Origin of the sequence: Bradyrhizobium sp. PSBB068 (genome assembly GCA_016839165.1) — a bacterium.
Taxonomy (GTDB): Bacteria; Pseudomonadota; Alphaproteobacteria; order Rhizobiales; family Xanthobacteraceae; genus Bradyrhizobium.
This window is the reverse complement of the sequence record CP069300.1, coordinates 5,917,362-5,937,077: the sequence shown is the minus strand read 5'-3', so window position 1 is coordinate 5,937,077 and position 19,716 is coordinate 5,917,362. Positions and strand designations below refer to the sequence as shown.

The window sequence follows — 19,716 nt, the reverse complement described above, 5'->3', positions numbered from 1 at the left end:
GATGAGGCCCGGGTTCACGACGCCGCGGCCTGCCCGGCAGGCGTCGCCGGGCCGGTATGGATTTCCCCGGCCCATGTCACAGACACGGATTCCGCCGTTCCATCAATGGGGATGGACGCATCGCGACCATGCGCGAAGGCCCCTTACGGAGCGCCGCGACGGCGTCCTGCTAAAGCATGATCCGGAAAAGTGCGAAGCGGTTTTCCGAAAAGATCATGCTTAAACAAGAATCTAAAGCGCGATGACGATTCAACCTGATCTCATCGCGCTTTAGCCGGTTTCCGGCGGCATGGCCTGGCGCTTGACGATCTGCTCGGCGAGCTCGATCAGGATTCGCCTGGTGTCGGGGTCCCGCACGTCGCGGAACACCCGCAGCATGCGCAGCTCGAGCAGGGACTGCAGCGATTCTGCCGCCTGGCCGCCTTGTGGCTGCGCCGTCGCGGCCGGCCGCCGATTGAGCATGTCGGCGGCGATTCCGAGCATCTCTGCAACGGTCGCCAAGCGGCCGCTATCCACCTTCACGGCGCCGTCCACGCCGTTCTTCTGCAGGGAGGCCCCCGAGCACAGGATCTCGGCGAGATCTGCCTGCGACAATCCGATTGCGCGCCAGCGCGCCTGCACCAGTTGATCGATCTGGTCGTCCTGCGATGTGCTCATGGTGCGCTTCGGCGATCTCCAGCTACGTCGGTTGGCGGCATGTCCCCGACCAAGATTGGTAGCAAATGGAACTGCGGTTCGTCGCGACGGGACTTCTACGGATGATCCGGATCGACGATTGGTCCGGCCGCACCGTCCGACATGCGGGAATATCCGCGCCTCCACGACAACCGGGCCGTCGCGCCGGGTGGACAGTGCGATGCGCACCCATGGTCCGCGACGCTCGCATTCGCATCACCCGGTCCCTGACCTTATTATCAAGACTGCAGACGAATGCAACTTGCGAGCGACGGGTGTGATGAATCCAACCCGGATGTGTGACCTCGCCACATGTCGCGGTGTTTCCGCCTGACGCGCGCCAGCAATCCCGAGTCCGCCGCGATCGCTGCGCGGCGCCGCTCACAAGTCGATGATCCCGAGCGCGATGCTCTTCGCCACCCCGTGCGTCTTGTTCGATGCCTCGAGCTTGCGCAGCGCCTGCTTGATGAAGCCTTCCACCGTCTCCGGCGAAATACCGAGGATCTGCGCGGTGTCGGCCACGGTCTTGCCGCGCGCCGCCCAGGCGATCACTTCTTTTTCCCGCCCCGTGAGCTTGATGGTTTCGGCGGCGTCGGCCGGCTTCAGGATGGACGGCGCATTGCGCTGGTCGCGGTTGACGATGTCCATCGCCCGCTGCACCCAGTAGATCATCAACAGATGCAGTTCATGCCGGTGGCAGATGAACAGCTTGTCGAAGTCGCGCGGCTGGTCTTCCCAGAAGAACACCGTCGAACTCGAATGCACGGCGCCGAGCCGGTCGCGATAGTGGAAGGGCACGACGAAGCCCTGGCGAAATCCCTGATCGCGCGCGGCCTCCATCATCCTCAGCTCCGGTGGACGCTTGCGGCCTTGCCGCTCCGGCAGCTTCAGCTCGCCCCAGTGAAACGGCGTGTTGGTTCGCCGGACTCGCGTCAACGCCGGATCGCAATGGACGAAGTCGTTCTGGATGTAGGCGCGCTCCCAGGCCGGGTTGTAGGTGCCGGTGTGGTAGGGCAGGTCGAGCTCGGGCCGGCCGGCATCGATGAAGGCGAAGCTGGCGAAGCCGTAGTCCTGGATGACCTTGTGCAGCGACAGCCGAAGCTCGTCGATCGTGCCCGACGCCTCGATGCTCGAAATCGCTTCTGCCAGGACCATTGAGTAAAACCCCCGGTTTCCGGGGGTACCACAATTAAGCCTTTTTGTCCCAGATGCCGGCGATATCTGGAGGCGGAGGGAATGTCGCACCTTTGGGGGGAATACCATGCGCTCGTCACGACCGAGGAGCGCTATCCGGCACATGTTCAGGCGATGCTCAGGCTGCGCAAGCAGCTGTTCGTCGATCATTGCGGCTGGCTTCTGACCACGACCGGCGACGTCGAGCGCGACCAGTTCGACGTCTGGTATACCGAACATTGCCTGCTGTTTCTCGGCTCGGAACTGATCGGCGGCTTCCGCGCCATCCGCACCGACTACCCCTATCTCACCAAGTCGGTCTTCCCGCAGTTGGCACAGCGCCGCTTTCCGAGTCGCCGCGACGCCTGGGAAATCAGCCGCTTCGGTGTGCTGCCGGGTGCGGCCACCGCATCCGCAGCGCGCGCCAACTATGCGCTGATGTTTCGCTTCGCCGAGTTGCGCGGCGCAGCGGCGCTGGTGGCGATGGCCGACCTCACCTATGAGCGCTTCCTGATGCGGATGGGCATCCGCACCCAGCGCTACGGTCCGCCGCAGGTGATCGGCAACGACCGCTATGGCCGACCGCTGACGGCGCTCGCCGGCGAGATCCCGCTCGATATCGCCGGCAATCCCGGCCTCACCAAATTCCTCGACCTTGGACGGCAATTGGAGATCCACGATGCCACACATGTTCTCGGACGTTCGAGCGTTTCGGAGCGACCCGCTCAAATTCCTGCTTGAGCGCGGCAACGCCGCGCCGCTCGGGCTGGTGCCGCTCCATCTCGGGCCTGCGCCGGTGTTACTGGTGAATGATCCCGATCTGATCCGCCCGATCCTGAAGGCGCCGGAAACCGAAATCGGCAAGGGCCGGCTGATCAAGAAGCTTTCGCCGGTGCTGGGCCAGAGCTCGCTGATGCTGCATGGCGACGAGCACAAGCGGCGGCGTGCGGTGCTGCACAAGCACATGGCAAAGGGCAGCGTCGAAAAATACCTGCCGCAGATGTGCGCCGAGATCCGCGCGGTCGGCGCGCGGCTGGCGCGGCTCGGCGCGTTCGATCCGCATCGCTTCACGGCGACGCTGGCGCTGCGCACGATCTGCATCGCCGTGTTCGGCGCCCAGGTCATCTCGTCCGGCGACGAGGAGGCCCTGGTGCAGGCGGTCGGCACCATCGAGGATGATCTCGCCGACGAGATGTTCCGTGTGCTGCCGCTTGGACCGGTGTCTTGGTATCGCAGGCGGCAGAACCGGATCTGCGCCAAGCTTGCGATGTCGACCGTGGTGCAGCGGCTGCGCAGCAGCGCCGGCTCGACCAGCGCGCTGCGCGATCTCGAGGCGCTCGGCCTCAGCGATCGCGACCTGCACGACGAAATCCTCACGCTGCTGCTGGCCGGCCACCACACCACCGGATCGACCGCCGCCTGGGTGCTCTATCACATGGCGGCCGATCCCGCGCTGATGGACGAGATCGCGGACGAGGCCGCCGATTGCATCGGTGACGACGGCGAATTGCGCGTCGATGCGGTCAGGCGTGCCGACGTCAGCGCGACCCTGGTCAAGGAGGTCTGCCGGCTCTATCCCAGCGCCTGGTGGTTCTCCCGCGAGGTGATGCAGCCGGTGACGATCGGCGGGCGCGACCTCAAGGTCGGCACCTCGCTGTTGCTCTGCCCCTGGCAATTGCAGCGCGATCCCAGGCATTTCGAGCAGCCCGACCGCTTCCTGATGACGCGGCGCTACAACACCGACGCCTACATCCCGTTCGGGGCCGGACCGCGCGCCTGCGCCGGCATGGGCGTTGCGATGCTCGAACTGCAATTGCTCGCGCTCGAGATCGCCGCGGCCTATCGCTTTACCGCCGTCAGTCCGAATCCGGCGCCGTGGCCGAAAGCCTCGGTGACGCTGGTGCCGCCCCCAATGACCATCGACATCGAAGTCCGTGAGGTCCGCTCGCGCATCCCGCAGCTCGGCGGGGAGGCCGCGCGGCTGCCGTACATTCCACCCGTCGGCGCGGCGTCCATCAGCACACTGCAACCGGTTTCCCCATGACAACACACATCACGACGGCCAGCATCGGGCAAAGGGCCATGGATCAAGTGCAATTGCGGAGCTTGCGCGACGTCATCGCGGTGTTGGTCGAACAGCGCAGCATCGTGACGGCGGCCGGCGCAACCTTTGCCGCACATCTGCTCGACCTGGCGATCATGCAGCTCAGGCTCAACGTCAACGATATTTCGGCAGAGGAATTGAGCGGCCTGTCCGATTACGTTGGCGCGGAGTTTGTCCGGGACAAATCCTCGCACTGATCGCCACGATCAATCCTGCGTCGCCACCAGCGCCTTCATCGAGGCGCCGGCGGCGAGCGCGGCGTCGTTCGGATCGATCTCGATCTGCAGGCCGCGCTGGCCGCCATTGACGAACACCGTGACATGGCTGAGCGCGGTCTCGTCGATCGCGGTCGGTACCTTCTTTTTCTGGCCGAACGGGCTGATGCCGCCGACATGGTAGCCGGTCAGCCGCTCGGCATCGGCCGGGCGCATCATCCTGGCCGACTTGCCGCCCAGCGCCGCGGCAAGCTTCTTCATGCTGACCTCGCAGTCGGACGGCACCACGGCGCAGACCGGCTTGCCGTCGACCTCCGCCATCAGCGTCTTGAGCATGCGGTTCGGGTCGACGCCGAGCGCCTCGGCCGCCTGCAGCCCGATGCTCTCGGCGTTGGAATCGTAGACATAGGTGTGCAGCTTGAAGGCAATGCCTAGCTTGCGCAGCGCCATCGTCGCCTGGGTCGAATTGGGCATGGATCCGGCCGGTTGTTACGGCGGAATGATCGCCGCAATGGGCTCGCCGATCAATCGCCCGGACGGGCTGCCCCGGGCCGCGCCAACATTAAATTCCCGCCAGGGTGGCGCGGCGCGGCGCCGTATGGAATTTTCAGGGGATATCAAAGGGTTGTAGCTTGTCCAAAAGGCGCAAACGGCCCCCTTCTTGCTTGCGCAGCCGACCCGCTTCCGTTATCCGGTAGGCGCCTTGCGTGCGCGCGGCCGGGCGCCGCGGTTTGGGCTGGGCATATCAACGCATGATCGCTGTGGCGGACGCGTTTTCGCCGCGATCATGGTCATGGTCTGAAACACCTGAAGGGAACATCTTCGCAATGGCCAATGTTGTCGTCGTCGGCGCCCAATGGGGCGACGAGGGGAAGGGCAAGATCGTCGACTGGCTGTCGGAACAAGCCGACATCGTCGTGCGCTTCCAGGGCGGCCACAATGCCGGCCATACGCTGGTGATCAACGGCGAGACCTACAAGTTGGCGCTGCTGCCGTCGGGCGTGCTGCGCCCGAACAAGCTGGCGGTGATCGGCAATGGCGTGGTGTTCGATCCGCAGGCCTTCCTCGACGAGGTCGCCAAGCTGAAGGGGCAGGGCGTTGCGGTCGGGCCTGACAATCTGCGCATCGCCGAGAACGTCACGCTGATCCTGCCGCTGCATCGCGAGCTGGATTCCTTGCGCGAATCCTCCAACGCCATCACTTCGATCGGCACCACCCGCCGCGGCATCGGCCCGGCCTATGAGGACAAGGTGGGCCGCCGCGCCATCCGCCTGATGGACCTCGCCGACCTCGACACGCTGCCGCACAAGATCGACCGCCTGCTGGCGCATCACAACGCGCTGCGCCGCGGCAACAATCTGCCGGAGATCGAGGGCCAGAGCATCCTGGCCGAGCTGTCGGCGCTGGCGCCGAAGCTGTTGCCCTATGCCGAGACGGTGTGGCGGCTGCTCGATCTCAAGCGCCGCGAGGGCAAGCGCATCCTGTTCGAGGGCGCGCAGGGCGCGCTGCTCGACGTCGACCACGGCACCTATCCCTATGTGACGTCGTCCAACACGGTGGCGGCGCAGGCCGCGACCGGCACCGGCATGGGCCCTGGCGCCGTCGGCTATGTGCTCGGCATCTGCAAGGCCTACACCACCCGGGTCGGCCAAGGTCCGTTCCCGACCGAGCTGAACGACGAGATCGGCGAGGAAATCGGCCGCCGCGGCAAGGAGTTCGGCGTCAACACCGGGCGCAAGCGCCGGGTCGGCTGGTTCGACGCGATGCTGGTGCGGCAGACGGTCCGGACCTGCGGAATTGCCGGGCTGGCGCTGACCAAGCTCGATATTCTCGACGGGTTCGACAGCATCAGGGTCTGCATCGGCTACAAGCTCGACGGCAAGGAAATCGACCATCTGCCGGCGGGCGAGGGCGCGCAGGCCCGCGTGGAGCCGATCTACGAGATCATCGAGGGCTGGAAGCAGCCGACGGCCAATGCGCGGTCCTGGGCGGACCTGCCGGCCCAGGCCATCAAGTATGTTCGGCGGGTCGAGGAGCTGGTGGGGTGTCCGATCGCCCTGCTGTCCACCAGTCCGGAACGTGAAGATACTATTCTGGTACAGAATCCGTTCGAGGCTTAACGGGATATTACCTATATCCCACCAATTGTGTGGAAATGGCTGACTACTACCCGCTGATCGCCCGTGCCATCGCCGGACTGGACCCCAACGCTCCCGGCGAAGCCCGCCGCGCGCTGTATGCGCGGGCGCGGACGGCGTTGATCCAGCAACTTCGCGGCGTGCAGCCGCCGCTCTCGGAGTCCGAGATCACCCGCGAACGGCTGTCGCTGGAAGAGGCGGTGCGCAAGGTCGAGTCCGAGGCCGCGCAACGCGCCCGTGAAGCCTCACGGCCCGGCGGCGCCGCCCGCAGCAGCACCGACCCGTTGCGCCGTGCCAATCCGAAGCCGCCGGAGGCCAATGCACGGCCGCCGGAGGCGAATGCTGCCGACACTGCCGCGCGCCCGCGACCGCCGGCCGAACCGCGTCCGCCGCGCAATTTGCGCCCCGATGTGCCGCCGCCGGCCCCGCCTCGGCCGCAGAATCCGCAAAACCCGCCCGGCCTCGATACCCAGGCACGGCCGCCTTCGCCGCGCCGCGCCGGCGAAGCCGCGCCGCCGCCGGTGCCGCCGGCCGCGCCCGGCGTGCGCGGCTTCCGCGACATCACCGCAGACGCCGACGATCTCGGTCGTGCCGCGGCGCAGGCCAGCCGCAACGCGCGCAAGACCTACGCCAACGTGCCGTCGCCCTCGCCGGAATTCGACCGGCTCGAGCCGAGCCTGGAGAACCGCGGCGGCGATCCCGAGGCGCCGTACTCCTACGACGAGTCGATCGAGGAGGCGGAGCGCTACACCCCGCAGCAACCGCCACAGGCGCCGCCGCCACGGTCGCGGGTCAGCAATGCCGAGCGCGAGCCGAAGCGGCCGCGCGTCGGTTCGATTTTCCCGTTCAAGACCGCGATCGTGATCGGCATCCTGCTGATCCTGGTCGGCGCCGGCATTCTCTGGGGCAAGCCGGCCCTGACCTATGTCAGCACCCTGTTCAATTCCTCTGCGCCGGTCGAGGCGCCGAAGGACGCCGCGGCGACGCCGTCGAGCAAGAAGATCACCGATCGGGTCGGCCAGCCGTCGTCGTCGGGCGAGCCGGTCGCTCCGGTGGCGCAGCGCGTCGTGCTCTATGACGAGGACCCGTCGGATCCGAAGGGCAAGCAATATGTCGGTTCGGTGGTCTGGCGCACCGAGCAGGTCAAGGGATCGGGCAACCAGAAGCCCGACATCGCCGTGCGCGCCGACATCGACATCCCCGATCGCAAGTTCAAGATGACGATGTCGTTCCGCCGCAACACCGATTCATCGCTGCCGGCGAGCCACACCGCGGAATTGACCTTCATCCTGCCGCAGGACTTCGCCAATGGCGGCGTCGGCAACGTGCCGGGCATCCTGATGAAGTCCAACGAGCAGGCGCGCGGCACGCCGCTGGCCGGCCTCGCGGTCAAGGTCACCGACGGCTTCTTCCTGGTCGGCCTCTCCAACGTCGATGCCGACCGCTCGCGCAACCTGCAGCTCCTCAAGGAGCGCTCCTGGTTCGACGTGCCGCTGGTCTACACCAACCAGCGCCGCGCCATCATCGCGATCGAGAAGGGTGCCCCCGGCGAGCGTGCATTCAACGACGCGTTCGCGGCGTGGGGTGAGTAGCGGCCTCCGCACTCACCTCGGTGGGTGAGATGTCATCGCCCGGCTGTGTCCGGGCGATTCCGTATCGCAGCAACCTCTGGCTGTTGCACCGCATTCACCGCGCAGCGCCCGGAACATTCCGGGCGCTTTCGATTTTCTCTAGAACCATCGTGCGACTGCGTTACACTTGGCCGACGTCGGGCAAGGGCACGCCATGAAACGCTATCTGATCTTCGCAGCCATCGGGCCGTTCATCGGCGGCTTCCTGCTGCTGCTGATGACCACCTATCAGTCCGGCTACTGGACCGAGACCAATGGCGGCGAAGTGGCGAAGCTGCTCGTCGTGTTCGTGAAGTCGCTGCAATACAATTATCTGTTCGGCATCGTGCCGTCGCTGATGTTCGGCGCGATCGACGACATCCTGATGCATATGCGGCGGATCGCGCCGACGGTGCGGATGCTGATCGTCGGTCTCGTGGCGTTCCTCGGCGCGGCGCTGACCTACGCCTCGCACGGCTCCGAAAGCGGGCCGGTGCAGTTCATCCTCTACGGGCTGGTCGGCTTCATCCCGGGCGTGATCACGTCCTGGCTGGCGCACAAATACGCCGAAGAGCTGCATGCGCCGGCGCAGCCGGTATCGCAGCACTAGGACATGTATTCGTAGGCTTCCCGTGGAAGGCGTCAGCTCGTTGTTTGTGACAAGTTGGTGACATTGGGCGCCGCGATCCCTGTGCGATCGCAAGCTCAGGTGACTCCAGTTCAGTGTGGGCTGTGCGCCGGAATGGCTGAGCCGGTTGTTGCTGCGCAGCCACAATCGCGGATGATCTGCAAATTCGGCAATCCTGTCGCTTCAGTCCACATTGCGTCTAACGCGGCAATCTCCTTTAAGTTGCGACCCGGGGCGTTGGTGCTTTCTAATCTGATTGCCCGACGGGAAGGCTGGGAATGCGCAAGTTTGGAATTCGGGATTGCGGCGGCGCTCTGCGTCGCTTGACACTGGCTACAGGACTGCTGACAGCGTGTGCGTTGTGGATGGACGAGCCGGCTTATGCCGCCTGCACGCCTGCGTCCGCCAGCGGAGTGACGGTGTCGTGCACGGGCACGACAACCAATCAGGGCGGCGGCGCGCCCGGCACCAGTGGTCCAAGCACGATTGGGTACGGGACCGGCACTGAGAGTGGTATCACCATCAACATTGGCGCCGGGAGCACGCTCACCGGCAGTTCAATCGGCATTACCATTCACGACGGAACGGTGATCAATGGATCCGGATCCACAATCTCGGGACCAAACAACGCCATCGTAGCTGTCGGCAATCTGTCGCTGACCAACGAGGCGGGTGGTGTCATCAACACCTCGAATGGCGCGACCGCCATCTCCGTCAGCGGCGCAGCCAACATCAGCAATTCGGGGGTGATTTCAGGGAACTTCTATGCGGCCATCTATGCCGCAAGCGGGTCTGTGGTGAACACCACTGGCGGACAAATCACCGGCACCGGCGTCGGGATGTACGGCGGGCCGGGTCTCATCATCGCCAACCAAGGCAGCATCAGCGGCGCCATTACTTCAGGCCTGTCGCTCGATGGCCATTCGGTCGTGATCAACGCCGCGGGCGGCAGCATCGGTGGTGCAGTTTACGGAATTTTCGGCGCCGAAGAGGAGACCATCATTAATGCCGGCTCCATTGCAGCCACTTTTCAAGCAATCCGCATAGGTGGTGGGGCCTCGATCTTCAATGCCGGCACTATCTCCGGTGGTTCTGCCGCAATTGTTTTTATCGGTGCGAATAACGTGCTGACGCTTGCACCTGGCTCATCCATCCAAGGCCTGGTGTTCGGGTCTGGCAACGACACTATCCAGCTCGGCGGCATCGGCGGCAACGCCGTGTTCGACCTGAGCTCGATCGGTGCCGCCAAGCAATACCGGGGCTTTTCGGCCTTCGACGTGGTTGGTGCGACCTGGACGGTCACCGGCACCTACGGACAGACCAATTCATGGGCGGTGAATGCAGGCACGCTCAATGTCAGCGGCGACCTGTCTGCGGCAGCCAATCTCAGTGTGGCGAGCGGCGGCACGCTGATGGGTGCAGGCACGGTCGGAACGACGCGCGTCAGCTCCGGCGGCGTCTTCGCGCCGGGCAACGGCGCGCCAGGCACGTCGATGACAGTATCGGGCAATCTGCTGCTGGATCCGGGTGCGATCTATCAGGTGCAGGTCAATCCGTCGGCCGCATCCTCCGCCACCGTCAGCGGCACGGCGACGATCGGCGGCGCCATCGTGAACGCGGTCTATGTCCCTGGCCGGTATATCAGCAAGCAATACACGATATTGAGCGCAACAGGTGGCGTGTCCGGTACATTCGGCTCGTCTGTCGACACCAACCTGCCGGCGAATTTCCACTCGGTATTGAGCTACGACGCCAACGACGCCTATCTCAACCTAGTCCTGAACTTTGCGAATCCTGGCAATTTCAGCGGCAACCAGCAGGCGGTCAGCAATGCGTTGACCAGTTTCTTCAACAACAACGGCGGCATTCCGCTGCTCTACGGCTCCCTCACTGCCGGCGGCCTGGCGCAGGTCTCCGGCGAGACCGCCACGGGCTCGCAGCAGACCACATTCGATGCGATGCACCAGTTCATGGGCGTGCTCGCCGATCCATTCGCGGGCAGGGGCAGCGGCCTTGGCGGATCGTCGGCAGCGACCGGTTACGCGGAGGAGGCCGATCAGACGAGCGCCTATGCGGCACGTCGGGGCGGTGATGCGTTTGCGATGTTCACCAAGGCACCGCCGGCGGCGTTCGTGCCGCGCTGGAACGTTTGGGTGGCGGGGTTTGGCGGCTCGCAATCGACGAGCGGCAATGCCGCCGTCGGCTCGAATGACACGACGAGCCGCATTGCGGGCACGGCCGTCGGCGCCGACTATCTGTTCTCGCCGAACACGCTCGCGGGCTTCGCGCTGGCCGGCGGCGGCACCAGCTTCAGTCTCAACACGCTCGGCGGTGGCCGCTCCGATCTGTTCCAGGCTGGTGCGTACATCCGCCACTTCAATGGCCCGGCCTACATCACTGCCGCGCTCGCCTATGGCTGGCAGGACATCACTACGAACCGCACGGTGACGGCCGCCGGCATCGACCAGCTTCGCGCCGAGTTCAGCGCCAACGCCTATTCCGGCAGGATCGAGGGCGGTTATCGTTTCGTCGCGCCGTGGACTGGCGGCGTCGGCGTGACGCCTTACGCCGCGGCCGAGTTCACGACCTTCGATCTGCCGGCCTATGCCGAGCAGGCGACCTCCGGTCTGCCGAGCTTTGCGCTTCAATATGGCGCCCAGAGCGTGACCGACATCCGCAGCGAAGTCGGCCTGCGCAGCGACAAGTCTTTCCTGGTGCAGGACGGCATCCTGACATTGCGCACGCGCTTCGCTTGGGCGCACGACTACAATCCAAGCCGCGTGGCTGCTGCCACCTTCCAGGCGCTGCCGGGCGCCAGCTTTGTCGTCAGCGGCGCGGCGCAAGCAAGCGAGTCCGCGTTGACGACGGCATCGGTTGAAATGAAATGGCGAAACGGCTGGTCGGCGGCCGCGACGTTCGAGGGCGAGTTCTCCGGCGTCACCGCAAGCTACGCCGGCAAGGGTGTGGTGCGCTACGTATGGTGATGCGCCTACTCGGGCGAAATGAGCATATTGCAGTCGGGTTAGAAGCCAAGGCCAGGCAAATGCATGCAAACGAGCAGACCATTATATTAAATTTATTAATGCATTAGGTCCGGGGCCGCAAGCCGGGCAAAATACTCTTCATGCAATCGTCACATGATTGTCATGTAAATGTAGTCCCAATGTCACATGGCCGCTTTTGTCCTCCCGTGGCCGTGAGGGGCGATCCATGAGTGATGTGGCGTTACCTGGTTCGATCGAGCCTGCGCGGCGTGGCGGTCCCGATCTCGAGAAGGGCTTTCATCCCCTCACCGGCATCATCTATCTCGGCGTGATCGGCGCCGCGCTGCTGTTCGTGGCCTACAGCATCTACGCGGATGTCGGCGCCACGGGCGCCGGCAAGACCTCCTATGCCGCGTTCCTGCTGCTGTTCGTCGCGCTGTTGATCTCGCTCGGTTTCGAGTTCGTCAACGGCTTCCACGACACCGCAAACGCCGTCGCAACCGTGATCTACACACGTTCGATGCCGGCCCATATTGCCGTGGTCTGGTCAGGCTTCTTCAACCTCATCGGCGTCCTGCTCTCCAGCGGCGCGGTTGCTTTCGGCATCGTTTCCCTGCTGCCGGTCGAACTGATCCTGCAGGTCGGCAGCAGCGCCGGGTTCGCCATGGTGTTCGCGCTGCTGATCGCGGCGATCATCTGGAATGTCGGCACGTGGTATTTCGGACTGCCGGCCTCAAGCTCGCACACCCTGATCGGGTCGATCATGGGCGTCGGCATTGCGAACGCGCTGATGCACGGACGGGAAGGAACGTCCGGCGTGGACTGGTCGCAGGCCGCCAACACCGGCAAGGCGCTGCTGCTGTCGCCGCTGTTCGGATTTCTGCTTGCTGCGATCCTGCTCTACGGTTTGAAGACGGCGCTGCTGCGCGCAACGCCGGCGCTGTTCGGCGAGCCGCAAGGCGACCAGCCGCCCCCGTGGTGGATTCGCGGCATCCTGATCCTGACCTGTACCCTGGTCAGTTTCTTTCACGGATCGAATGACGGCCAAAAGGGTATGGGCCTCATCATGCTGATCCTGATCGGCGTGGTCCCGACCGCTTACGCCCTCAACCGCGCGATGCCTGCCGGTCAGATCGAGGCGTTCACCGCGAATTCGGCCGCGGCGAGCAAGGTCGTCGAGGACAGGGGCGCCGATCGCAAGGTGACCGGCGACCCGCGCCCGGCGGTGACGAACTACATCGCGTTTCGCCGACTCACCGACGACACCTATCCGTCACTCGCCGTCCTGGTCCGCGAAATCAGCGACCAGGTCACCCAGTACGGATCGCTGGCCAAATTCCCGGCCGAGACCGTCCGCAACACGCGCAACGACATGTATCTGGTGTCGGAAGCGCTCCGCCTGCTCATGAAGAGCAGCGACAACGGGCTGAGCGATGCCGATGTTGCGACGCTCAACCGCTACAAGGGCTCGCTCGATGCCGCCACCAAATTCATCCCGTCCTGGGTGAAGATCGCGGTCGCCATCGCGCTCGGCCTCGGCACCATGGTCGGCTGGAAACGGATCGTCGTGACGGTCGGTGAAAAAATCGGCAAGACCCACCTGACCTACGCGCAAGGGGCTTGCGCCGAGATCACGGCGGCCGCGACCATCGCTGCGGCGGACGGATACGGCTTGCCGGTGTCGACGACGCACGTGCTGTCGTCCGGCATCGCGGGCACCATGACCGCGAACGGGTCAGGCCTGCAATGGTCGACGATCCGCAACATCGCGATGGCCTGGGTTCTGACGTTGCCGGTGGCGATGCTGATCTCGGGCATTCTCTACTTCGTTTTCGCGCATTTGTTTTAGCAGTACCGCAGAAAGGGATTTCGAGTGGCAGATGCAAGCTTCAGCCTTCTGACGGGCAACAGTATCGAAACGCGCCTGGTCCGGGCCGGCGGCGTCATTTTTCGCGAAGGCGAACAGGCTGATGAGCTCTTCGTCATCAAGAGCGGCTATGTGCGCATCCAGGTCGGCAACAAGACCATCGCGGACCTCGCGCCCGACACGATCTTCGGCGAGATGGCATTGATCGACAACGAGCCGAGGAGCGCGACCGCCACGGCGCTGACGGATGTCGAGCTCGTCCCGGTCTCGGAAAAGCAGTTTCTCTTCCTCGTCAGCCAGACGCCGCATTTTGCGTTGAAGGTAATGCGGACGCTGGCGCAGCGGCTCAGAAGCATGAACAAGGGCGTGTTCTAAAGCGCGATGAGACCGGGTTGAATCGTCATCGCGCTTTAGCCCCCTGTTTGAGCATGATCTTTTCGGAAAACCGCTTCGCACTTTTCCGGATCGTGCTTTAGGCGGCCGCGAAGGCAACGGGCCTTGAACGTGACACAGTGGTAATGTGAAGCAGCTTGAACCGCCTGCTTGCGTTACCATGTGATGGCCATGCCCGAGGACGACATCTTCACGCCCTATGCCACGCGATCGCGGCCGCCCTTCGGCGGCGCGCAGGCGCGCGGCAAGGTGATCGATCAGGACGGACGCGAGCTCGGCGGTGATCCGCTGCATCCCCCGTTCCAAGGTTTTCAGGAAGGCTTCCGCTTCGACTTCCGCAACTCGAGCGCCAATCCGTTCGGCAATCTGACCCGCGAGCAGCGGCTGGAGCGGCTCGAGATGATCGCAAAGCTGCTCGACGTCGCCTTCGTCTTGCCGGGCACCAATGTCCGCTACGGCATCGACGGGCTGATCGGCCTGATCCCCGTGGTCGGCGATCTCATCACGACTGCGATCTCGTTGTGGCTGGTGCGCGAGGCGCGGCTGTTGGGCGCGCCCTGGCACATCACCGCGCGGATGCTCGCCAATGTCGCCGTCGATGGCGTGGTCGGCATGGTGCCGGTGGCGGGCGATGCCTTCGATGTCATGTTCCGCGCCAACATCCGCAACGTGCGGATGCTGCGCCGCTGGCTCGACAAGCAGCCGCGATAGGCGCATGACCCGGAAAAGGGGGCGGCGGTTTTCCGATCAGGTCATGCGCAGGAAGAGTTCTTCGCCAAAAACAAAAGCCCCCGGACAATCCGAGGGCTTTTCGTTGAGGGAGGAGCAGAAAGCTTATGCGGCGTCGGCGTCGGTCTGGCTGGCGGCGGGGCGCGGACGGCGCGGCAGCGGGAATGCCTCGCTCTCATAGAGCGAGCGGATGCCGTTCTGATCGAAACGGGCTTCCTCGACCTGAAGATAGGCTCCGTTCAGCGAATCCGCCGGCAGCTGCTCCATCGCGAACTGCACGGCTTCGGCAGCGGTGCCGAAACGGCGGTACGCGAAGCCCGCCCGCTTCTTCTTGCGGATCGCGGCAGGAAACAGTTCGGCAGACGTATTGTAGTTGAACGGACGCAGGGGACGCATGGTCGACGACCTCTTGTGCTCTTGTCAGTTGGCGTGGCGAAAGGGATTTTTGGGGACGACGGCCTACAATCGGCAGCGCGCCGTACATGTCATTTCGATCCCTAATATAGGCCTCTTTGACAAAAATGCGACCCCAGAAGCGCCCCCGGCAGGGCACATGCTGAATCCGCGCATGGCATGAGGTCCGGTCAAATAAGTCTATTTATTTCAATGACTTATGACTCTCAGATCTTGTCGAGCCAGGCCAGGATCACGACCACGATCAAAATCACCCCGAAAAGGCCCATTCCGGAGTGGCCGAGACCGTAGCCATAGCCGCGGATCCGGCCGCTATAGCCGCCCAACAGGATAACCAGCAGGAGGATGATGAGGATCAATCCGAGCGACATGGCGCCCTCCTCAGAACAGGCGGCAGCCGCACGGCGAGACGCCGACGGCCCCGCGGATTCCAAGCAAAGCACATTCCGGGCCGCGAGTCGTTAATCGCTCGGGCCGATCACGAGGATATTGTTGGGCCCTCGAGGCAAAGCAAAGCCCCGCGCGACCGGTTGGTGGTCGCGCGGGGCTTGGGTAGTGGCCGCCTACTTCGTCTCGTTCAGCTTCAGCGCCGCCGAGTTGATGCAGTAGCGCAGGCCGGTCGGGCCGGGGCCGTCGTTGAAGACGTGGCCGAGATGGCCGTCGCATTTCGAGCACAGCACCTCGGTGCGGATCATGCCGTGGCTCACATCGCGCTCCTCGTCGACGTGGCTCTCGATCGCGGGCTTGGAGAAGCTCGGCCAGCCGCAGCCGGAATCGAACTTCTGGTCGGACTCGAACAGCGTCTGGCCGCAGCCGGCGCAGACATAGGTGCCCTTGCGCGGGTCATGTTCGTATTCGCCGGTGAACGGCCGCTCGGTCGCCTTCTCCCGCAGCACGGCGTACTGCATCGGCGTCAATTCCTTGCGCCACTCGGCCTCGCTCTTGCGGACCTTGCCGTCGGTCTTGGTATCGGACATTCAACCTCCTTTGCGAGCTGCTCAGTTGGTGACCTTGGTGCTGCTCACCAGCGTCGGCTTCTCGACGTAGTTCTCCGCGAAGATCTTCTTCAGGTTCTCGACCTTCGGGATGTCGTTATACGCGATATAGGGCTGGTTCGGGTGCAGCGTCAGATAGTCCTGGTGGTAGCCCTCGGCCGGATAGAACGCCTCGAGCGTTCCGACCTTGGTCACGATCGGCTTCTTGTAGACCTTGGCCGCGTTGAGCTGGGCGATATAGGCGTCCGCCACCTTCTTCTGCTCCTCGCTGGTGGTGAAGATCGCCGAGCGATATTGCGTGCCGGAATCGGGGCCTTGGCGATTCAGCTGGGTCGGGTCATGCACGACGGAGAAGAAGATCTGCAGGATCTTGCCGTAGGAGATCTTCTGCGGGTCGTACTTGATTTCGACGGACTCGGCGTGGCCGGTGGTGCCGGTCGAGACCTTCTCGTAGTCGGCATTCGCCTTGCTGCCGCCGGAGTAGCCGGACACCGCGCTGGTGACGCCGGCGGTGTGCTGGAACACGCCCTGGACGCCCCAGAAGCAACCGCCCGACAGGACGGCTGTCTTGATGCCGCTCTCATGTGCGTCCGCCGCCGGCGGCGGGATGATCACGGCGTCCTCGGCGGCAAGCGAGGGCGCGATTGCAAAGGCGGCCACGGCCAGCGCGCCGATCGCGGCGGCGCAAAGCGAGAGGCGGCTGAGGGAGCTCTTGGGCATGGGTTCCTCGTGGGATCGCAATTTAAGGGCCAGTCTAGAGCGGGCGCCGGCATTGGCAAACCGGGCCGGCTGCTCCGACGCTTCAAAATACGGGCGAGGGGCCGTTTTGTTACGGCACGGGCCACACGGTTTCGTGAGGGAAATCAGCGAGGTTCAGGGATGACGGTGATGGATTTTTGCCCGCGGGCCCCTCCACGCACGTCGTCCTGGCGAAAGCCAGGACCCATAACCACCAAATGTAACTGTCGGCGGGATCGTGGCCCCAGAGCGTCCCGCAGCAACAAGCAGCCGGGGTAACGGGTCCTGGCTTTCGCCAGGACGACGCTGAATGTTGGTGTCACGCACTCATCTGCTGTCAGGATGACGTCGGCGCCTGCGGGGCCATCACACCACCACGCTCAGCCGCTTCGCCGCCCGCGTGATGCCCGTGTACAGCCACCGCGCGCGCGAGTCCTGGAACGCAAAGCTTTCGTCGAACAGCACGACGTCGTCCCATTGCGAGCCCTGCGACTTGTGCACGGTCAGCACGTAGCCGAAGTCGAATTCGTCATAGGGCTTGCGCTGCTCCCACGGCACGCCCTCGACGCCGCCGTCGAAGCATTCGCCGCGCACCGAGACTTTGGTGACCTTGTAGCCGAAATCCTCGTCCGGCATCACGCGCATGGTGATGATCTTGGATTTCGACTGCGCGCGCGCCTTGACCCGCCACAGCCCGCCGTTGAACAGGCCCTTCTTGCGGTTGTTGCGCAGGCAGACCAGCTTGTCGCCGGCGACGGGGAGGGGATCCTCGATGTTCAGCCGCTGCCGCACCCGCATGTTGTAGGCGCGGCGGGTGTTGTTGCGCCCGACCAGCACCTGGTCGGCGCTCATCACGCGGTCCGGATCGAGCTCCTTGCGCGACACCACCTCGCTCTCGCCGTGGCGGCCGATCTCGAGCTCGCGGCCTTCGCGGATATCCATCGACATCCGCACGATCGGATCGTCCTGCGCCTGGCGATGCACCTCGGTCAGCATCGCGTCCGGCTCGGCGTCGGTGAAGAAGCCGCCGCCCTGGATCGGCGGCAATTGCGCGGGATCGCCGAGCACCAGCAGCGGGCAATCGAACGACATCAGATCGCGGCCGAGCTCGGCATCGACCATCGAGCATTCGTCGATCACGATCAGCTTGGCCTTCGATGCCGGCGCGTCGTCCCAGAGTTCGAAGCTCGGCTGCTCGACGCCGGACTCGCGGGCGCGGTAGATCAGCGAATGGATCGTGGACGCGCTGTCGCACCCCTTGTTGCGCATCACCAGCGCCGCCTTGCCGGTGAAGGCAGCGAACTTCACCTCGCCGTCGACGCCCTCGGCGATGTGCTGGGCGAGCGTGGTCTTGCCGGTTCCGGCATAGCCGAACAGGCGGAACACCGGCGGCGTCCCGTTCTGACCGGGCTTGGCTTTCAGCCAGTCGGCGACGGCTTTCAGCGCGGAATCCTGATGCGGCGTAAAGGTGGTCATGAGCTTTCGGAAGGGTGAGCGCGCGATCAATAACGCCGCGACTCAGCTCCTTACAAGCTAACCATTCGTGCGTTCCGATCAAGCCGGCTTCCGCTGCGCGGAATTGGCGTTTCACTCCCGAGGCTAGACTTGGTCCGGAGCAGCACTAGACTGCCTGAAAACAACAAGTGGTCGGGCCACGATAGATGGACCCGACCTTGGGAGTGACGCCATGAAATTCGGCATCTTCTACGAGCTGCAACTGCCGCGCCCCTGGAATGACGGCGACGAGCTCAGGCTCTACCAGAATGCGCTGACACAATTGGAGACCGCCGACCGGCTCGCTTACGATTACGCCTGGGTCGTCGAGCATCACTTCCTCGAGGAATATTCGCACTCGCCGGCGCCGGAATCCTTCCTTGCGGCCGCGAGCCAGCGCACCAGGAATATCCGGCTCGGCCACGGCATCTTCCAGCTCACCACCAATCATCCGGCGCGGGTCGCCGAGCGGGTTGCGGTGCTCGATCTCCTGAGCAACGGCCGCTGCGAATTCGGCATGGGCGAGAGCGCCTCGATCACCGAGCTGACGCCGTTCGGCCGCGACATGGAGACCAAGCGCGAGGTGTTCGAGGAAGCGGTGCAGGCGATCTTCCCGATGTTCACCAAGACCGGCACCGAGCATCACGGCAAATATTTCGACATCCCGTTGCGCAATGTGGTGCCGAAGCCGGTGCAGAAGCCGCATCCGCCGCTCTGGATGGCCTGCTCGCAGCTGCCGACCATCGAACGCGCCGGGCAGAACGGATTCGGCGCACTCGGCTTCCAGTTCGTCAGCGCCGAGGCGGCGCATGCCTGGGTGCACGCCTATTACAATGCGATCACCAAGCGGCTGAAGAAGCTCGCCGACTACGAGATCAATCCCAACATGGCGCTGGTTTCGTTCTTCATGTGCGCGGAGACCGACGAGGAGGCACGTCGGCGCGCCGACGGCGCGACCTTCTTCCAGTTCGCGCTGCGCTATTACGGCCAGGCGCAGAACCGGCAACGCCCGGCGCCCGGCACCGTCAACATGTGGGACGAGTACAACAAGTGGAAGCGCGACAATCCGGAGGCGCAGGAGGCCGCGTTGCGCGGCGGCCTGATCGGGTCGCCGGAAACACTGCGCAAGAAGCTGCGGCGTTTCCGCGCCTCGCATATCGACCAGGTGATCCTGCTCAACCAGGCGGGCAAGAACACCCATGAGCACATCTGTGAATCGCTCGAGTTGTTCGGGAAAGAGGTGATGCCCGAGTTCCAGCACGATCCCGAGCACGAGGCCTGGAAGAGGGGGGTGCTTGACGGCTCGATCCAGCTCGAGGAGATCGACACCCAGGCGTTCTCGGACCGTTATGGTAAGCTCGCGGTCAATGTCGGCCCGAAGACCGCAGCCGCAGGCCTGATGAATTAATGTGCAGCGACCTCGCAATCGCGTGAAGAAAATAATTCGCTACGTGCGACCTGTGCCTTGAACGAAACGGCACGCGCGATGCCTGCACCGAAGTGCAGGCATCGCTATTTTTGTGCGGTGCTCGACAGCTTCATTCGCGCGCCCCATCATC

At 64.3% G+C, this 19,716-nt stretch carries 19 protein-coding genes; 11 read left to right on the top strand and 8 right to left on the bottom strand.

Annotated elements, in window-relative coordinates; all coding sequences use genetic code 11:
- Positions 1-270 precede the first annotated feature (270 nt).
- Positions 271-657 carry a hypothetical protein gene (locus JQ507_27640; GenBank protein QRI68650.1) on the bottom strand — a complete coding sequence of 129 codons (387 nt, stop codon included), beginning with the start codon at positions 655-657 and terminating at the stop codon, positions 271-273.
- Between the two features lie 399 nt (positions 658-1,056).
- Positions 1,057-1,830, bottom strand: a complete 774-nt coding sequence (locus tag JQ507_27635) for a LuxR family transcriptional regulator (protein ID QRI68649.1) — start codon at positions 1,828-1,830, stop codon at positions 1,057-1,059.
- Between the two features lie 81 nt (positions 1,831-1,911).
- Here JQ507_27635 and JQ507_27630 point away from each other — a divergent pair, with 81 nt between their 5' ends.
- Genes JQ507_27630 through JQ507_27620 form a run of 3 tightly spaced genes read left to right on the top strand, consistent with a single transcriptional unit; the run spans position 1,912 to position 4,149 of the window.
- Positions 1,912-2,589: a hypothetical protein gene (locus tag JQ507_27630; GenBank protein ID QRI68648.1), complete on the top strand. Its 678-nt coding sequence runs from the start codon at positions 1,912-1,914 to the stop codon at positions 2,587-2,589.
- Positions 2,537-3,892 carry a cytochrome P450 gene (locus tag JQ507_27625; protein QRI73540.1) on the top strand — a complete coding sequence of 452 codons (1,356 nt, stop codon included), beginning with the start codon at positions 2,537-2,539 and terminating at the stop codon, positions 3,890-3,892. Before JQ507_27630 ends, JQ507_27625 begins: the two co-directional genes overlap by 53 nt.
- 38 nt (positions 3,893-3,930) lie before the next feature.
- Positions 3,931-4,149: a hypothetical protein gene (locus JQ507_27620; protein QRI68647.1), complete on the top strand. Its 219-nt coding sequence runs from the start codon at positions 3,931-3,933 to the stop codon at positions 4,147-4,149.
- Between the two features lie 9 nt (positions 4,150-4,158).
- Here JQ507_27620 and ybaK read toward each other — a convergent pair whose 3' ends face one another.
- Positions 4,159-4,641, bottom strand: coding sequence for a Cys-tRNA(Pro) deacylase (gene ybaK, locus JQ507_27615; protein ID QRI68646.1), 483 nt, complete (start codon positions 4,639-4,641; stop codon positions 4,159-4,161).
- A gap of 353 nt (positions 4,642-4,994) precedes the next feature.
- Between ybaK and JQ507_27610 the strand changes: the two genes are divergently transcribed.
- The 7 genes from JQ507_27610 (at position 4,995) to JQ507_27580 (ending at position 14,498) form a co-directional block, all read left to right on the top strand.
- The gene (locus tag JQ507_27610) at positions 4,995-6,287 is read left to right on the top strand and encodes an adenylosuccinate synthase (protein ID QRI68645.1); all 1,293 of its coding nucleotides are present in this window, start codon (positions 4,995-4,997) and stop codon (positions 6,285-6,287) included.
- A 35-nt stretch (positions 6,288-6,322) separates the two neighbouring features.
- Positions 6,323-7,897: a hypothetical protein gene (locus tag JQ507_27605; protein QRI68644.1), complete on the top strand. Its 1,575-nt coding sequence runs from the start codon at positions 6,323-6,325 to the stop codon at positions 7,895-7,897.
- A gap of 193 nt (positions 7,898-8,090) precedes the next feature.
- The gene (locus JQ507_27600) at positions 8,091-8,525 is read left to right on the top strand and encodes a DUF5413 family protein (GenBank protein ID QRI68643.1); all 435 of its coding nucleotides are present in this window, start codon (positions 8,091-8,093) and stop codon (positions 8,523-8,525) included.
- 296 nt (positions 8,526-8,821) lie between these two features.
- Positions 8,822-11,527, top strand: coding sequence for an autotransporter domain-containing protein (locus tag JQ507_27595; GenBank protein ID QRI68642.1), 2,706 nt, complete (start codon positions 8,822-8,824; stop codon positions 11,525-11,527).
- Between the two features lie 226 nt (positions 11,528-11,753).
- Positions 11,754-13,376: an inorganic phosphate transporter gene (locus JQ507_27590; protein ID QRI68641.1), complete on the top strand. Its 1,623-nt coding sequence runs from the start codon at positions 11,754-11,756 to the stop codon at positions 13,374-13,376.
- A 24-nt stretch (positions 13,377-13,400) separates the two neighbouring features.
- Positions 13,401-13,769, top strand: coding sequence for a cyclic nucleotide-binding domain-containing protein (locus JQ507_27585; protein ID QRI68640.1), 369 nt, complete (start codon positions 13,401-13,403; stop codon positions 13,767-13,769).
- Positions 13,770-13,952: 183 nt separating this feature from the next.
- Positions 13,953-14,498, top strand: a complete 546-nt coding sequence (locus JQ507_27580; GenBank protein QRI68639.1) for a DUF4112 domain-containing protein — start codon at positions 13,953-13,955, stop codon at positions 14,496-14,498.
- 123 nt (positions 14,499-14,621) lie between these two features.
- Here JQ507_27580 and JQ507_27575 read toward each other — a convergent pair whose 3' ends face one another.
- The 5 genes from JQ507_27575 to JQ507_27555 form a co-directional block, all read right to left on the bottom strand.
- Entirely contained in the window at positions 14,622-14,912 is a 291-nt protein-coding gene (locus JQ507_27575; GenBank protein QRI68638.1) for a hypothetical protein, read from the bottom strand.
- Positions 14,913-15,136: 224 nt separating this feature from the next.
- Positions 15,137-15,301, bottom strand: a complete 165-nt coding sequence (locus tag JQ507_27570) for a DUF3309 family protein (GenBank protein ID QRI68637.1) — start codon at positions 15,299-15,301, stop codon at positions 15,137-15,139.
- Positions 15,302-15,493: 192 nt separating this feature from the next.
- A complete protein-coding gene (gene msrB, locus JQ507_27565; GenBank protein QRI68636.1) occupies positions 15,494-15,907 on the bottom strand; it encodes a peptide-methionine (R)-S-oxide reductase MsrB in 414 nt (137 codons plus the stop codon).
- Between the two features lie 21 nt (positions 15,908-15,928).
- Positions 15,929-16,645, bottom strand: coding sequence for a peptide-methionine (S)-S-oxide reductase MsrA (msrA, locus tag JQ507_27560; protein ID QRI68635.1), 717 nt, complete (start codon positions 16,643-16,645; stop codon positions 15,929-15,931).
- Between the two features lie 384 nt (positions 16,646-17,029).
- The gene (locus JQ507_27555) at positions 17,030-18,139 is read right to left on the bottom strand and encodes an ATP-dependent RecD-like DNA helicase (GenBank protein ID QRI68634.1); all 1,110 of its coding nucleotides are present in this window, start codon (positions 18,137-18,139) and stop codon (positions 17,030-17,032) included.
- Positions 18,140-18,350: 211 nt separating this feature from the next.
- Here JQ507_27555 and JQ507_27550 point away from each other — a divergent pair, with 211 nt between their 5' ends.
- Positions 18,351-19,565 (top strand): LLM class flavin-dependent oxidoreductase, encoded by a 1,215-nt coding sequence (locus tag JQ507_27550; GenBank protein QRI68633.1) that lies wholly within the window; start codon positions 18,351-18,353, stop codon positions 19,563-19,565.
- The last annotated feature ends 151 nt before the right edge of the window (positions 19,566-19,716 follow it).

Coding starts and splice junctions, on each gene's coding strand:
- JQ507_27640 (QRI68650.1), bottom strand. CDS start 657: ATGAGCACATCGCAGGACGACCAGATCGATCAACTGGTGCAGGCGCGC.
- JQ507_27635 (QRI68649.1), bottom strand. CDS start 1,830: ATGGTCCTGGCAGAAGCGATTTCGAGCATCGAGGCGTCGGGCACGATC.
- JQ507_27630 (QRI68648.1), top strand. CDS start 1,912: ATGTCGCACCTTTGGGGGGAATACCATGCGCTCGTCACGACCGAGGAG.
- JQ507_27625 (QRI73540.1), top strand. CDS start 2,537: ATGTTCTCGGACGTTCGAGCGTTTCGGAGCGACCCGCTCAAATTCCTG.
- JQ507_27620 (QRI68647.1), top strand. CDS start 3,931: ATGGATCAAGTGCAATTGCGGAGCTTGCGCGACGTCATCGCGGTGTTG.
- ybaK (QRI68646.1), bottom strand. CDS start 4,641: ATGCCCAATTCGACCCAGGCGACGATGGCGCTGCGCAAGCTAGGCATT.
- JQ507_27610 (QRI68645.1), top strand. CDS start 4,995: ATGGCCAATGTTGTCGTCGTCGGCGCCCAATGGGGCGACGAGGGGAAG.
- JQ507_27605 (QRI68644.1), top strand. CDS start 6,323: ATGGCTGACTACTACCCGCTGATCGCCCGTGCCATCGCCGGACTGGAC.
- JQ507_27600 (QRI68643.1), top strand. CDS start 8,091: ATGAAACGCTATCTGATCTTCGCAGCCATCGGGCCGTTCATCGGCGGC.
- JQ507_27595 (QRI68642.1), top strand. CDS start 8,822: ATGCGCAAGTTTGGAATTCGGGATTGCGGCGGCGCTCTGCGTCGCTTG.
- JQ507_27590 (QRI68641.1), top strand. CDS start 11,754: ATGAGTGATGTGGCGTTACCTGGTTCGATCGAGCCTGCGCGGCGTGGC.
- JQ507_27580 (QRI68639.1), top strand. CDS start 13,953: ATGGCCATGCCCGAGGACGACATCTTCACGCCCTATGCCACGCGATCG.
- JQ507_27575 (QRI68638.1), bottom strand. CDS start 14,912: ATGCGTCCCCTGCGTCCGTTCAACTACAATACGTCTGCCGAACTGTTT.
- JQ507_27570 (QRI68637.1), bottom strand. CDS start 15,301: ATGTCGCTCGGATTGATCCTCATCATCCTCCTGCTGGTTATCCTGTTG.
- msrB (QRI68636.1), bottom strand. CDS start 15,907: ATGTCCGATACCAAGACCGACGGCAAGGTCCGCAAGAGCGAGGCCGAG.
- msrA (QRI68635.1), bottom strand. CDS start 16,645: ATGCCCAAGAGCTCCCTCAGCCGCCTCTCGCTTTGCGCCGCCGCGATC.
- JQ507_27555 (QRI68634.1), bottom strand. CDS start 18,139: ATGACCACCTTTACGCCGCATCAGGATTCCGCGCTGAAAGCCGTCGCC.
- JQ507_27550 (QRI68633.1), top strand. CDS start 18,351: ATGAAATTCGGCATCTTCTACGAGCTGCAACTGCCGCGCCCCTGGAAT.